Source organism: Mesorhizobium sp. WSM4820, assembly GCF_055811075.1.
This window is the reverse complement of sequence record NZ_JBVVQN010000002.1, coordinates 530,152-542,399: the sequence shown is the minus strand read 5'-3', so window position 1 is coordinate 542,399 and position 12,248 is coordinate 530,152. Positions and strand designations below refer to the sequence as shown.

The 12,248-nt window shown below is 62.7% G+C and carries 14 protein-coding genes and 1 pseudogene; 11 read left to right on the top strand and 4 right to left on the bottom strand.

The window, feature by feature from the left end; all coding sequences use genetic code 11:
• The first annotated feature begins 166 nt into the window (after positions 1-166).
• The 3 genes from AC0L2R_RS06000 to AC0L2R_RS05990 all read left to right on the top strand — a co-directional run bounded on the left by AC0L2R_RS06000 (position 167) and on the right by AC0L2R_RS05990 (position 3,751).
• Positions 167-1,126, top strand: a complete 960-nt coding sequence (locus tag AC0L2R_RS06000) for a TAXI family TRAP transporter solute-binding subunit (RefSeq protein ID WP_473508053.1) — start codon at positions 167-169, stop codon at positions 1,124-1,126.
• A 163-nt stretch (positions 1,127-1,289) separates the two neighbouring features.
• Complete coding sequence (locus AC0L2R_RS05995; RefSeq protein WP_473508052.1) at positions 1,290-3,392, top strand: TRAP transporter permease; 2,103 nt, start codon at positions 1,290-1,292, stop codon at positions 3,390-3,392.
• Positions 3,389-3,751, top strand: coding sequence for a DUF1850 domain-containing protein (locus AC0L2R_RS05990; protein ID WP_473508051.1), 363 nt, complete (start codon positions 3,389-3,391; stop codon positions 3,749-3,751). Before AC0L2R_RS05995 ends, AC0L2R_RS05990 begins: the two co-directional genes overlap by 4 nt.
• A gap of 115 nt (positions 3,752-3,866) precedes the next feature.
• On the opposite strand, the gene AC0L2R_RS05985 is transcribed toward AC0L2R_RS05990, so the two are convergent.
• A complete protein-coding gene (locus AC0L2R_RS05985) occupies positions 3,867-4,862 on the bottom strand; it encodes a nucleoside recognition domain-containing protein (protein WP_473508050.1) in 996 nt (331 codons plus the stop codon).
• A gap of 118 nt (positions 4,863-4,980) precedes the next feature.
• Between AC0L2R_RS05985 and AC0L2R_RS05980 the strand changes: the two genes are divergently transcribed.
• Positions 4,981-5,433, top strand: a complete 453-nt coding sequence (locus AC0L2R_RS05980; protein ID WP_287237775.1) for an Lrp/AsnC family transcriptional regulator — start codon at positions 4,981-4,983, stop codon at positions 5,431-5,433.
• Positions 5,434-5,696: 263 nt separating this feature from the next.
• On the opposite strand, the gene AC0L2R_RS05975 is transcribed toward AC0L2R_RS05980, so the two are convergent.
• Positions 5,697-5,843, bottom strand: a complete 147-nt coding sequence (locus tag AC0L2R_RS05975) for a hypothetical protein (protein WP_023801394.1) — start codon at positions 5,841-5,843, stop codon at positions 5,697-5,699.
• A gap of 419 nt (positions 5,844-6,262) precedes the next feature.
• Here AC0L2R_RS05975 and AC0L2R_RS05970 point away from each other — a divergent pair, with 419 nt between their 5' ends.
• Together AC0L2R_RS05970 and ligD are read left to right on the top strand one after the other, a co-directional pair.
• The gene (locus AC0L2R_RS05970; protein ID WP_473508049.1) at positions 6,263-6,769 is read left to right on the top strand and encodes a YciE/YciF ferroxidase family protein; all 507 of its coding nucleotides are present in this window, start codon (positions 6,263-6,265) and stop codon (positions 6,767-6,769) included.
• A 43-nt stretch (positions 6,770-6,812) separates the two neighbouring features.
• Positions 6,813-7,851: pseudogene (gene ligD, locus AC0L2R_RS05965) on the top strand (DNA ligase D); the annotation flags it as partial.
• 3 nt (positions 7,852-7,854) lie between these two features.
• Here the strand turns inward: ligD and AC0L2R_RS05960 are convergent.
• Positions 7,855-8,529: an ArsR/SmtB family transcription factor gene (locus tag AC0L2R_RS05960; protein WP_473508048.1), complete on the bottom strand. Its 675-nt coding sequence runs from the start codon at positions 8,527-8,529 to the stop codon at positions 7,855-7,857.
• A 133-nt stretch (positions 8,530-8,662) separates the two neighbouring features.
• Between AC0L2R_RS05960 and AC0L2R_RS05955 the strand changes: the two genes are divergently transcribed.
• From AC0L2R_RS05955 to AC0L2R_RS05945, 3 genes are all read left to right on the top strand, one after another.
• Positions 8,663-8,824, top strand: a complete 162-nt coding sequence (locus AC0L2R_RS05955; protein WP_473508047.1) for a DUF1127 domain-containing protein — start codon at positions 8,663-8,665, stop codon at positions 8,822-8,824.
• A gap of 96 nt (positions 8,825-8,920) precedes the next feature.
• Complete coding sequence (locus AC0L2R_RS05950) at positions 8,921-9,253, top strand: NIPSNAP family protein (protein WP_027154736.1); 333 nt, start codon at positions 8,921-8,923, stop codon at positions 9,251-9,253.
• Positions 9,250-9,594, top strand: a complete 345-nt coding sequence (locus tag AC0L2R_RS05945) for an antibiotic biosynthesis monooxygenase family protein (RefSeq protein WP_473508046.1) — start codon at positions 9,250-9,252, stop codon at positions 9,592-9,594. The genes AC0L2R_RS05950 and AC0L2R_RS05945 overlap by 4 nt, the downstream gene beginning before the upstream one ends.
• 51 nt (positions 9,595-9,645) lie before the next feature.
• On the opposite strand, the gene mbfA is transcribed toward AC0L2R_RS05945, so the two are convergent.
• Entirely contained in the window at positions 9,646-10,629 is a 984-nt protein-coding gene (mbfA, locus tag AC0L2R_RS05940) for an iron exporter MbfA (RefSeq protein WP_027154734.1), read from the bottom strand.
• Positions 10,630-10,802: 173 nt separating this feature from the next.
• Between mbfA and AC0L2R_RS05935 the strand changes: the two genes are divergently transcribed.
• The gene (locus AC0L2R_RS05935; protein ID WP_023801401.1) at positions 10,803-11,126 is read left to right on the top strand and encodes a hypothetical protein; all 324 of its coding nucleotides are present in this window, start codon (positions 10,803-10,805) and stop codon (positions 11,124-11,126) included.
• A gap of 127 nt (positions 11,127-11,253) precedes the next feature.
• The gene (locus tag AC0L2R_RS05930; RefSeq protein ID WP_128185164.1) at positions 11,254-12,231 is read left to right on the top strand and encodes a threonine/serine dehydratase; all 978 of its coding nucleotides are present in this window, start codon (positions 11,254-11,256) and stop codon (positions 12,229-12,231) included.
• Positions 12,232-12,248: the final 17 nt, after the last annotated feature.

Genomic DNA, 12,248 nt, shown 5'->3' with positions numbered 1-12,248 from the left:
CCCAGCCAGCATGTTGAATCAAATCCCCGCTGATTTGGGAATCCCCCTTCGATTCAGCCTCTCTTCATCCCGCTCTAATGGATATTATTGCGGGTTGGCATTTCCCGCCCGCTGTCTAAACTCGCCTCGGGTCGCGCGGTGGCAGATGTTTCAGGGAGGAGATCACATGCACAATTTCAGGACGAAATTTATTGCTGCCGGCGCGCTGGCGCTGTCGCTGGGCCTTGGCGCGGTGCCGGCCAAGGCGCAGGAATTCATCAACGTGCTGACCGGCGGCACCTCGGGCGTCTACTATCCGCTCGGCGTCGCACTGTCGGAAATCTACGGCAAGGGCATTGAGGGCGCCCGCACCCAGGTTCAGGCGACGAAGGCCTCGGTCGAGAACCTCAACCTGTTGCAGCAGGGCAAGGGCGAGATCGCCTTCTCGCTCGGCGATGCCGTCAAACTGGCCGCCGAGGGCAACACCGAAGCCGGCTTCCCGGGCAAGCTCGACAAGCTGCGCGGCGTCGCCGCCATCTATCCCAACTATATCCAGATCGTTGCCAGCAAGGAGTCCGGCATCAAGACCCTTGCCGACCTAAAGGGCAAGAGCCTGTCGGTCGGCGCGCCGGCCTCCGGCACCGAGCTCAACGCCCGCGCCATCTTCGCCGCCGCCGGGCTGAAATACGAGGATCTCGGACGGGTCGAGTATCTGCCCTTCGCCGAATCGGTCGAGCTGATCAAGAACCGCCAGCTCGACGCCACGCTGCAATCGGCCGGACTCGGCGTCGCCTCGATCCGCGATCTCGCCACGTCGGTGCCGATCAACGTCGTCGCCGTACCGGCGCAGGACGTCGCCAAGATCGGCTCGCCCTATCTTTCGGTGACCATTCCCAAGGGCACCTATGAAGGCCAGACCGAGGACGTCGCGACCGCCGCCGTCGGCAATTTCCTCATCACCCACGCCGACGTCTCCGACGAGACCGGCTATCAAATGACCAAGCTGCTGTTCGAAAATCTCGACCAGCTCACTGCTGCCCACGCCGCCGCCAAGGCGATCGACATGGCCAAGGCGCTCGACGGCATGCCGGTGCCGCTGCATCCCGGTGCCGAGCGGTATTACAAGGAAAAGGGATTGGTGAAATAGAGCCGCTCCCTCCCCCTTGAGGGGAGGGTGCCGAGCGAAGCGAGGCGGGTGGGGTCGGTTCAGGCCGCGCACTGCCGCAACGACCCCACCCGTCCATCCGCCTTCGGCGGCTGTCCACCCTCCCCTCAAGGGGGAGGGATTGCGCCCCGCCAGGAACCCGCCAATGACCAACGCCCATCCCGAAACGCCGACCGTTCTCTCCCCCACCGCCGAAGCCCCGCTCGAAGGGCTGCCGCCGGGTTTCGGCGACGGCATCGCCGGCAAGGCCGCCTTTCTCATCGCCATCGCCTTCTCCGTCTTCCAGATCTACATCGCCGCCTATGGCAGCCTGCCGAGCCAGGTGGTGCGCGCCATGCATGTCGGCTTCTTGCTGCTGCTCGGCTTTGGCTTGATCGCCAATCTGCGCGCCACAAGCACACCGGCAAAAGCAGCATTCTGGACGCTCGGCGTGCTCGGCTTCGCCACCGGCCTCTACAATTGGGTGTTCTATGCCGATCTCATCCGGCGCTCCGGCTTCCTCACCACGCCGGACCTGATCGTCGGCACGGTGCTGGTCGTGCTGGTTTTCGAGGCTGCGCGGCGGCTGATGGGGCTGCCGCTTGCCCTGATCGCCTTGATCTTTCTCGCTTACGCTGTCTTCGGCAATCACCTGCCGCCGCCCTTCATCCATCGCGGCTATGATTTCGCCCAGCTCATCGACACCTTCGCCTTTGGCACCGAAGGCATATACGGCACTCCGGTCTACGTCTCGGCCGCCTATATCTTCATCTTCGTCGTCTTCGCCGCCTTTCTCGAACGCGCCGGCATGATCGCACTGTTCAACGATTTCGCGCTTGGCCTGGTCGGCACGTGGCGCGGCGGCCCGGCCCAGGTCTGCGTCCTGTCGTCGGCGCTGATGGGCACCATTTCCGGCTCCGGCGTCGCCAATGTGGTGGCCAGCGGCCAGTTCACCATTCCGCTGATGAAGCGCTTCGGCTTCCGTTCGGCCTTCGCCGGCGCGGTCGAGGCGACCTCGTCGATGGGCGGCCAGATCATGCCGCCGGTGATGGGCGCGGTCGCCTTCATCATGGCCGAGACGCTGAACATCCCCTATGCCGAGGTGGTCAAGGCAGCGATCATCCCGGCGCTGCTCTATTTCGGTGCCTGCTTCTGGCAGGTTTACCTGGAAGCCGGCAAGGCCGGCCTGCAGGGCATGGCCAAGGCGGACCTGCCCAATCCGTGGCACGCGGTGAGAAGACATTGGCCGCTGGTGCTGCCGCTGGCCGCGCTCATCTATCTGCTGTTTGCCGGCTATACGCCGATCTTCGCCGGCACCATGGGGCTGGCGCTGACCATCGTGCTCATCCTCGGCACGCCGCTGGCGGCTTTGATCGGGCCGCTTGCCTTCCGCATCGTCTTTTGGCTGGCGCTGGGGCTTGCCGCCGCCTCCTTCATGAGGTTCGGCGTCAACATCCTCAGTTTTGTCATCGCCGGGCTCGTCATCGCCTGCGTCACCTTCAGGGCCGGACGCGAGACGCTGCAGATATGCATAGATTCGCTAGCCGAGGGAGCAAAGAACGCGCTGCCGGTCGGCATCGCCTGCGCCATCGTCGGCGTCGTCATCGGCACCTTGACGCTCACCGGCATCGCCTCCACCTTCATCGGCTGGATCATCTCCATCGGCGAGAACAATCTGTTCCTGTCGCTGGTGCTGACCATGCTTACCTGCCTGGTGCTCGGCATGGGCATACCGACGATCCCCAACTACATCATCACCTCGTCGCTGGCCGGGCCGGCACTGCTGTCACTCGGCGTGCCGCTGGTGGTCAGCCACATGTTCGTCTTCTATTTCGGCATTATGGCCGACCTCACTCCGCCGGTGGCGCTGGCCGCCTTCGCCGCCGCGCCGATGGCCAAGGAGAGCGGCCTCAAGATCGGCATCCAGGCCACCAAGCTTGCCGTCGCCGGCTTCGTCGTGCCGTTCATGGCGGTCTACACCCCGGCGCTGATGCTGCAGGACCCCGGTCCGATCGCCGCCCAGTTCGGTTATCCCGTCGAGGTCGCCTATATCGTCGCCAAGGCCTGCATGGGCATTGCCCTGTGGGGCGCAGCCGCCGTCGGGTTCCTGGCCCGGCGCATGGCCTGGTGGGAACGTCTCGTCGCCTTCGCCGCCGGCGTGCTGCTGGTTGCCGCACTGCCTGTCACCGACGAAGCCGGGTGGGCACTCTCTGTCGCCTGGATCGGCTGGCACTGCTGGAGGGCGCGGCAGGCCACCGGCACCGCATGAGCCTCTGTATCCTCGCAGCCGGCAAGACGGTGACGCTCACTGTCACCGCCTTCACGCTCGCCTGGACGCATTCGGTGGAAAAGACGCATTGGCAGGAGGACTGGAAGGTGACGCCTTCCGGCTTGGAGATCGCCGAGGCACGGATCAAGGGCTCGGGCGCCGGCATGGAACCGCCGGAAGGCTCGGTGCTGCGGGACGGTTGGTGGGTCTATAAACCCAAGATGGCGCCGCAGCGGCGCCTTGTGCTCGCGGCCTCCGGCGCGACCGGTGAAGGCTGGACGCTGTGCACGGTTCAGGGCTGCCGCGAACTGGGCAAGGCGGCAGGCGACACGACGGTTCTGGAGCTGTGCGAAGGTTAGTACCAGCCGCGGTAGCGGACGGTCGGCAAGCGGGTGCGGGACCTAGTCCTCCAGGGCGTTGTCGGATGTCGAGTTCCGGGCACAGCCACATAAGCGGACCAAAGACGCTCCATCGTTAGCCGCCAAAACCGGATTCCGACTGAGCGAGCCGACTTTCTTCCTTGCGGAACAATGCTTTGAAAAACAGAATGTCGGAAGCCGACCTGATTGCCCGGGCGATCAACGCGGTTGCGAGCACGGCAAAGATCAGGCGAACGAAAAACACACTGGTGAAGTCTGCACCCAGAGCGATGACAACCAGTGTGTCCTCTATGAGACTGTGGGCAAAGCCCATGAACACGCAAGCGAGGAAGATCTGGCGCGGCTCTACGCTGGTCGTGCGCGTCTCGCGGATCAGCAGTCCCGCGCCATAGGAAATTCCAAGAAGCAGACCGACCGCAGTGAACGGCACCGCTTGTGACTGGATGCCGGCAAGGCGAAAGAGCGGCGCAAACCCCTTGTTCAGCCAACCCAGGATGCCCGACATCTTGAGTAGCTCGATCAGCCAGCTTAGTGCGAGGAGAATGACGAGCATGGTTGCCAGGGTTTTGAGCATACCTGGAAAAAAACTGCTCCAATCAGCGCCTTCGCTCATTGGGATCCACGCCGGCTTCAGCGGCTCGGATAGCCATCCGGTGGCTGCGAATATCTGGTGCAGGAGCACGGCAAGGATCAGTCCGCCGCCAATGCGAAGCGCTGCAGTGACCACGAAGCTTGGCCCAACCTTCTGAATGATGCGTTGTTCAATCGGAATGGCATGCGCAAATAGCAAAAGGGTTGAAAGAACGGTCATGTCGGCAGTGCTTAGCGTCGAAACCGGGGCCAGAGTGAACACGGTCACCACCGCGCCCCAAATTCCCACCAGCAATCCTGTCAGCCAGGCAAGGGCGAGCTCGGGCGGCAGTCCAACCAGCGTCATGAGAGGTCCGAAGAACGGAGAGATCGTCCGGATGACACCAAGATCCTGCAGGATCTGTGTGACTATCGTGACCGGAACGATGATGCGAACCAATTCCCAATAGATTTCAAGCGTTTCCAGCGTCCTTCGATAGAGGGCGGCCTGCACTGTCATGGCGATGTCTCCGTGATTGACGCCAAATGACTACCGTGAGACGGTTCGCATTTGTGGTCAAAATTTGCGGACTTGTGCAATAAAATTGCAGACCGGTAGACGACGACGGAGGACCGCAATGGATCGGATCGACAGGAAGCTTCTCAAGCTGTTGCAAGAAGACGCTTCGCGCACCAATGCCGACCTGGCGGCGGAGGTCGGGCTTTCGCCCTCCAGCTGCTTGCGCCGCATACGGCGGCTCAAGTCAGTCGGTGTCATCGACCGCGTTGTCGCGCTACTTGATCCAGCCAAGGCCGGCAGGGGGATGAAGGCTATCGTCACGGTCGAGCTGGAGCGCCACGGCGAGCAGCACATGCGCCGCTTCCTCGAGCTTGCCGCCATGGAACCAGTGGTGGTCCAGGCCTACAGCGTGAGCGGCTCGACCGACGCTGTCCTTATGCTGCGTCTGATGGATATGGACGAGTTCGACACATTGTGCGAGCGGCTGTTCCGAGATCGGACGAATGTGGCGCGGTATTACACCATGTTTGTGATTCGAACCGCCAAGGAGACGACCGCAATCCCGCTCTAGCTTTTCGGAGGCAACTTGGCGGAAGGGATCTTGCAGCTACTGGGCGGTCACGCGAGTCCCGGCTGCCTGGTGTCAAACGGCACTTAGCTTGCCGGCGGCGAGATCTAAGCCCCAGAATCTCAAAATGCTGGAAACTCAGACCCTTGGCGTTGTCGCACGCCGCCTGTCGGCGAGCCCAGGACGTTCCGTGCGATATGTGGTCGCACGATGATCGGCGGCCGGCCTGCAGATCCGGCTATCGTGACGGCTTTCCATGGTCGTCATCAGTGCGCGCTGATGCCGAGCGTGTGGCCGCGGCGTGCGCAAGCGGGGCCTGGGCCGCGCATGTAATAGCGCTCCGGCCGGTAGGTCGGCGCGACGAATTCGCGGATGGCGGCAGCGTAGCCGATGAGGTGCGTCAAGAAGTTCATTTTCCCTGTCCCTGTCCCGATTTCGGATGTCCCTTCCGAATTGCGTGGGATCATAGCGTCGAGGCGTGAATACTCGGTGAACACGATGTTAATCTTTGGTCAAAAAGGCCTTGGTTCGTGGCTGGAATGCGGCTGATTCGGGGTCTTTCCATGCAGTTCGTCGGCATTCCGGCTAGTGTGACTTTTGCATCACATATGTTTCGTTTGGATGTCGCTCCGACGCGCTTGTGTTTCAACTTGGCCGGTGCCGCGAAATATCCGTGCTTGCGCAAATTTCTCTGATTACTCGGGGAAGCCAGGAACCCGTCCGATAGAAGCACGTTGACGCTGAGAGCCGGGACCAACCCCGGCCCAGCGGCTTCCGAGCGGAACCGCCGCCGGAACCCCCAACACAGCAAGAACAATGGAAAGGCAAAGCCATGGGTTTCTTTTCGAAAGACATCAAGACGCTGGACGACCTCTTCGTCCACACGCTGCGCGACATCTATTACGCCGAGAAACAGATCGAGAAGTCGCTGCCGAAGATGATCGACAAGGCGACCGACCCGCAGCTGAAAGCCGGCCTGGAGAAGCATCTCGGCCAGACCAAAGGTCATATCGAGCGGGTCGAGAAGGTGTTCGAACTGCATGGCGTGAAGGCCAAGACGGTCAACTGTCCGGCCATCGACGGCATTCTCGAGGAAGCCGATGAAGTCAGCGGCGACATCGACGACAAGGACGTTCTCGACGCCGCCCTGATCGCATCCGCGCAGGCGGTCGAGCACTACGAGATAACCCGTTACGGCACGTTGATCGCCTGGGCCAAGCAGCTTGGCCGCACCGACTGCGCCAATGTCCTGGCCAACAACATCGAGGAAGAACAGGCGACCGACCGCAAGCTCACCGAGATTGCGGAAGCCAAGGTCAACCTTCAGGCCGCCGAGTAGACTCTCGATCGAGGCAACGCCGGACAGCCGGCTTTGCCTCACTTTCCGTAGCTGGACGTCGACCGTACAATGGGCCACGCTCGTTCCACGGATTGTGCGAGGACAAACCGGCGGAGGAAGTCGTGCAGGAAAAGCCGAAAGCACCCGCTGGCAGGGCCGACAGCAAGGCAAAGCCTGCCAGCGGCAAGGGCGAGACATCCGCCGCTGTCAAATCCACGGAGGCGGCAGACACCGTCATAAAACTTTCTCATCCGGACAAGCTTCTGTGGCCGCAGGAGAAGATATCGAAGCAGGGCCTGCTCGATCATTACGCTTTGGTCTGGCCACGCATGCACCAATTCGTCGTCAATCGGCCACTCAGCCTGGTGCGCGCGCCGGACGGCGTCGACGGCCAACGCTTTTTTCAGAAGCATGCCTCCGCGGGCATGCACGAAAAAATCGCCAGGATGAAGGATCCGACCGACGGCGAGGAGATATTGTTCATCCGTGATTTCGACGGTGTCGCTGCCTTGGTCCAACTCGGCGTGGTCGAGATCCATATCTGGGGCTGCACCATCGACGAACTGGACAAGCCGGACCAGATCATCTTCGATCTCGATCCCGACGAAGAAGTCGACGTGAAAGCGGTGCGCGCGGCGGCGCTCGAAATTCACGGCCGGCTCGATGCGCTGTCATTGCCGAATTTCGTCAAGACCTCGGGCGGCAAGGGCTACCATGTCGTCGTGCCGCTGAAACCGTCGGCGGATTGGGATGAGGTGAAGGACTTCGCCCATGATTTCGCCCGTGCCCTCGAGCAGGCCGCCCCTAATCGGTATACGGCGACGCTGTCGAAGAAGGCGCGCACAGGCAAGATCTTCGTCGACTATCTGCGCAACGGCCGCGGCTCGACGACGGTGGCCCCCTATTCGTCGCGCGCCAAGAAGGGCGCCACGGCATCGATGCCGGCGACCTGGGCGGAAATTGAAGCCGGGTTGGCGCCGAACGCATTTCCGATCGGCGACAAGACGACGCTGAAACAGTTGGCGAAAGCCGATCCCTGGGTGGATTTTTTCAAGCAGGGCAAGCCGCTCGAGCGCGGCTGACAATCAAGCGAGAAACACCCTCTCGAAGGCCTGCTTGCCCATCGGCGAGAAGATTACCGCGCGGCTGTCTTTGTCGCGCCGCGCCCATTTTTCCAAAAGGATCTTGTCGAGGATGGCAGCGCCCAACATGCCAGCCAGATGCGAGCGCCGCTCGCTCCAGTCGAGGCAAGTCCGGCACATCGGTCGTCGCGCCTTGCTCTCGACATCGATGCCGATCGCGGCAAAATGCGAGGCGGCCGACGGCCCAAGCCGGATTTCCTTGTCGTCGCGCAGCAGCACTTGTCGAGCGACAAGACGGTCGAGCATCGCCACGGCCTGCTCGCCGGCGAGATGGTCGTAGCAGACCCGCGCCACGCGCATCGCCGCATCACGCGGACCCGGCCGCACCCGCTGCGGTCCGACCGCGGCGGCCACGCCGGTGATCGCCTCGATCATGCCAGCCACCTGCGGCCCGGCCAGCCCGTAGTAGCGGTGCCGCCCCTGGCTTGCCAGCGTCAGCAGCCCGCCCTCCATCAGTTTCGATAGATGCGAGCTGGCGGTCGGCAGCGACACGCCGGCCTCGAGCGCCAGTTCGCTCGCTGTCAGCGCCGTGCCACCCATCAGCGCGGTCAGCATGTTTGCCCGTGCCGGATCGCCGACTAGGCTGGCGATGCGGGCTATATCTGGTCCTTCACGCATGGTTCGTCCTTCATCGAAGCATTGACGTCAGATAACCACTATCCTGCGCCGAGATCAAGGAGACGAGGATGACCGCAAGAACCGTTCCCCACACCGTGCTTGCCAACGCTTTGGCCGTCGGCCGTCTCCGTTCATGATCTTGCGCCGGGCGCATCTGCGGCTGCTGGCGCGGTGGTATGACCGCCATCTGCAACGCCTCGACCTCGCCGAGATTGACGTGCACCTTTTGCGCGACCTCGGCCTGACGCCACAAGACATTCGCCGCGAATGCGCGAAATCCTTTTGGCAAGCATGACCACCGGAGAAATTGCCTAGCACACCGATCCACGGAATATTTCGACCCCGCTCGAACTGTCGCCGCAACAAACCAGATTCAGCAAGGAGACAAAGGATGACTATCACCTGCTTCATCCGCTACGAGATCGATCCGTTCGGCAAGGCGGCGTTCGAGGAGTATGCCCGCAACTGGGGCCAGGCGATCCCGCGCTGTGGCGCCGATCTGATCGGCTATTTCGCGCCGCATGAGGGCTCGGCCACGACAGCCTATGCCGCCTACAACATCGACAGCCTGGCGGCTTACGAAGCCTACCGTATCCGGCTCGCCGCCGACCCGGCCGGCAAGGCCAATTACGAATTCGCCCGGCGTGAAAAATTCATCCTGAAAGAGGATCGGACTTTTTTGAAACTCGCATCCGGGCCGCACGCCTCTCTGGTGAAACTGTGATCGCCGTCATCTTCGAGGTCGAGCCGGCAGCGGGCAAGCGCGACGCCTATCTCGGCCTCGCCGCCGACCTGCGCCCGCTGCTCGACGGCATCGACGGTTTTCTGTCGATCGAGCGCTTTCAGAGCCTTGTCGACCCGAACCGCATCCTGTCGCTGTCGTTCTGGCGTGACGAGGAAGCGGTGAAAGCCTGGCGCAACACGGAGGAACATAGGCAGGCGCAGAGGGCCGGCCGTGGCGGTATCTTTGCCGACTACCGTCTGCGCATCGCCCACGTCGTGCGCGACTATGGCCTCACCGAACGGGCCGAGGCGCCTGAGGACAGCCGGACGGCGAACGGGTGAGTGGGGCGGCTCTTCCTTCTCCCACAACAAGGGGAGAAGGCAAGAGGGCTGCTAGGCATTCCCGATCAGCACTCCAGCCGCAAACACCAGCGCGCCGCCCAGCACCACCTGGAAGGTGGCGCGCCAGAACGGCGTCTGCATATAACGGTTCTGCACAAAGGCGATCGCCCACAGTTCGAAGAACACCACCACGACCGCGAGAATTGTCGCGGTCCAGAAATACGGAATGAGGTAGGGCAAGGCGTGACCGAGGCCACCCAGCGCCGTCATCACGCCTGTGGTGATGCCGCGTTTCACCGGCGAGCCGCGGCCCGACAGCTTGCCGTCATCGGAGGCGACCTCGGTGAAGCCCATCGAGATGCCGGCGCCGATCGAGGCGGCAAGCCCGACCAGGAAGGTCTGGAATGTGTCGTGCGTGGCGAACGCGGCGGCGAAGATCGGCGCCAGCGTCGACACCGATCCGTCCATCAGCCCGGCCAGTCCCGGCTGCACATAGGTCAGGATGAACTGGCGCTGCTCGGCTGCTGCTTCCTCGGCCTTCACCGCGCCCGGCACATGCTTTTGCTCCAGCCGCTGCGCCAGCGTCTCGTGGCCCTGTTCGGCCACCGCCAGATTATCGAGCAGCTTTCGCGTCGAGGCGTCGCTGGTGCGTTTCGCCGCTTCGACATAGAACAGGTAGGCCTGACGCTCCATAGACTCGGCCTGTTGGCGCACATGTTCGATGCCGAGCGGCCGGACCAGCCAGTCGGGCTTGCGCTCGTAATAGCCCTTCACATGCTCGCGCCGGATCAGCGGAATGCGCTCGCCAAAACGCTCGCGGTGAAGCTCGATCAGCGAATCGCGATGGCCGTCCTCCTCCTCCGCCATTTCCTCGAACACTTTGGCCGAATGCGGAAACCTATCCGCCAGCCCGTCGGCATAGGCGCGGTAGATACGCCCGTCATCCTCTTCGGAAGAGATGGCGAGCGCCAGGATCTCTTGCTCCGAGAGCGACTCGAAGGGACGGCGACCAAAACCGAAAACACGGGAAAGCATGAGAAATCCGCCCTAGTTTAGAATTATTCTAAACTAGAGTTTGGTGCACCGTTGGTCAATCGCTTGTAGCCGGAGGTTCAAATTTATGGTTGCGGGAATCCTCCGCCAGCGCCCTTCATTAGTGGCGAATGTTCACCTATATAGTGGGCTTAAGCCAAGAGAAAGGAATCCGGATGCCGGCAAAACAGCCCACCCATGCATTTGACCCGAAACCCGTTCTCGACCTGATCGCCAGCATCGAGGCCGATCTGCAGCGCCTGAAAGGTCTGGTCGAGCAGCAGGTCGAGAAATTCGACCCGGCCAATCCGCACAACAAGGCCCCCGACGGCAAGCTGACCGAGGAGGGCGTCGAATGCTGCTACCGCCTGTTCGACGAGGGCAAGTCGCGCTATTCGGTTGCCCAGCAGATGAAGATCTCCTTCGCCGCCGCCACCCATCGCTTCAACACCTGGCGCAAGATGGGCGGCGCCAAACGGCAACGGACGCTTTTGGGGTGAGGAGCGGTCGGCGAGGAGCGCCACTCTCTGCTCGCAATCCACGAATTGTCTCGGTCACATTTTTCCAGTGGTGCGCGGCCTGGTTTTCCGTGCACCATGGGGCGGTCTCATTCTGCAGGACCTCACCATGACCACCCCTCCCGGCATCGCCGATATCCACCGCGCAGCAACGCGATTGTCCGGCCTGATCGTCGAAACGCCGCTGATCGAATCGCCGGAGCTGAACAAGCGTTTCGGCGCCAGGATCCTGTTCAAGCCGGAGACGCTGCAGCGTACCGGCTCGTTCAAGTTCCGCGGCGCCTACAACAAACTGTCGTCGCTGAGCGATGAGCAGCGCAGCCGCGGCGTCGTCGCCTTCTCGTCGGGCAACCACGCGCAAGGCGTCGCCGCGTCGGCGGCGATGTTCGGCGTCAAGGCGGTTATCGCCATGCCCACCGATGCGCCGGCAATGAAGGTCGGCAATGTCCGGAAAATGGGCGCCGAAGTGGTTCCGTTCGACCGGTTTCGCGACGATCGCATGGCGGTGGTTCGCCCGTACATGGAACGGGGCATGGTCCTGGTTCCGCCTTTCGACGACCCGGCCATCATCGCCGGCCAGGGAACGATCGGCCTCGAACTGATGGCGCAGGCGAAAGCACTCGGGGTGAGCCTCGACGCGGTCGTCATCCCCTGCGGCGGCGGCGGCCTGAGCAGCGGCATCTCCATCGCGGTCAAGGACGCCTCGCCGGGCACCGCCGTCTGGGCGGTGGAACCCGAGCATTTCGACGACACCTGTCGTTCACTGGCCAGAGGTGCTCGGGTTTCGATCGAACCCGGCCACACTTCGATCTGCGACGCGCTCCTTACCGCCGAGCCGGGCGCAATCACCTTCGAGATCAACCGCAGGAATCTCGCCGGCGGCATTGCCGTGTCCGACAGAGCGGCGGCACAGGCGATGCGCGACGCCATGGCCCATCTCAAGCTGGTGGTCGAGCCCGGCGGCTGCGTCGGGCTGGCCGCGCTGTCATCGGGCGAGATCGAGCTATCAGGCAAATGCGTCGCCGTGGTGCTGTCCGGCGGCAATGTCGATTTCGGCACCTATGCAGAGATCATGGCCGCGGCTTAGGTGGCGACCGAACCGGC

Coding starts and splice junctions, on each gene's coding strand:
- AC0L2R_RS06000 (WP_473508053.1), top strand. CDS start 167: ATGCACAATTTCAGGACGAAATTTATTGCTGCCGGCGCGCTGGCGCTG.
- AC0L2R_RS05995 (WP_473508052.1), top strand. CDS start 1,290: ATGACCAACGCCCATCCCGAAACGCCGACCGTTCTCTCCCCCACCGCC.
- AC0L2R_RS05990 (WP_473508051.1), top strand. CDS start 3,389: ATGAGCCTCTGTATCCTCGCAGCCGGCAAGACGGTGACGCTCACTGTC.
- AC0L2R_RS05985 (WP_473508050.1), bottom strand. CDS start 4,862: ATGACAGTGCAGGCCGCCCTCTATCGAAGGACGCTGGAAACGCTTGAA.
- AC0L2R_RS05980 (WP_287237775.1), top strand. CDS start 4,981: ATGGATCGGATCGACAGGAAGCTTCTCAAGCTGTTGCAAGAAGACGCT.
- AC0L2R_RS05975 (WP_023801394.1), bottom strand. CDS start 5,843: ATGAACTTCTTGACGCACCTCATCGGCTACGCTGCCGCCATCCGCGAA.
- AC0L2R_RS05970 (WP_473508049.1), top strand. CDS start 6,263: ATGGGTTTCTTTTCGAAAGACATCAAGACGCTGGACGACCTCTTCGTC.
- AC0L2R_RS05960 (WP_473508048.1), bottom strand. CDS start 8,529: ATGCGTGAAGGACCAGATATAGCCCGCATCGCCAGCCTAGTCGGCGAT.
- AC0L2R_RS05955 (WP_473508047.1), top strand. CDS start 8,663: ATGATCTTGCGCCGGGCGCATCTGCGGCTGCTGGCGCGGTGGTATGAC.
- AC0L2R_RS05950 (WP_027154736.1), top strand. CDS start 8,921: ATGACTATCACCTGCTTCATCCGCTACGAGATCGATCCGTTCGGCAAG.
- mbfA (WP_027154734.1), bottom strand. CDS start 10,629: ATGCTTTCCCGTGTTTTCGGTTTTGGTCGCCGTCCCTTCGAGTCGCTC.
- AC0L2R_RS05935 (WP_023801401.1), top strand. CDS start 10,803: ATGCCGGCAAAACAGCCCACCCATGCATTTGACCCGAAACCCGTTCTC.
- AC0L2R_RS05930 (WP_128185164.1), top strand. CDS start 11,254: ATGACCACCCCTCCCGGCATCGCCGATATCCACCGCGCAGCAACGCGA.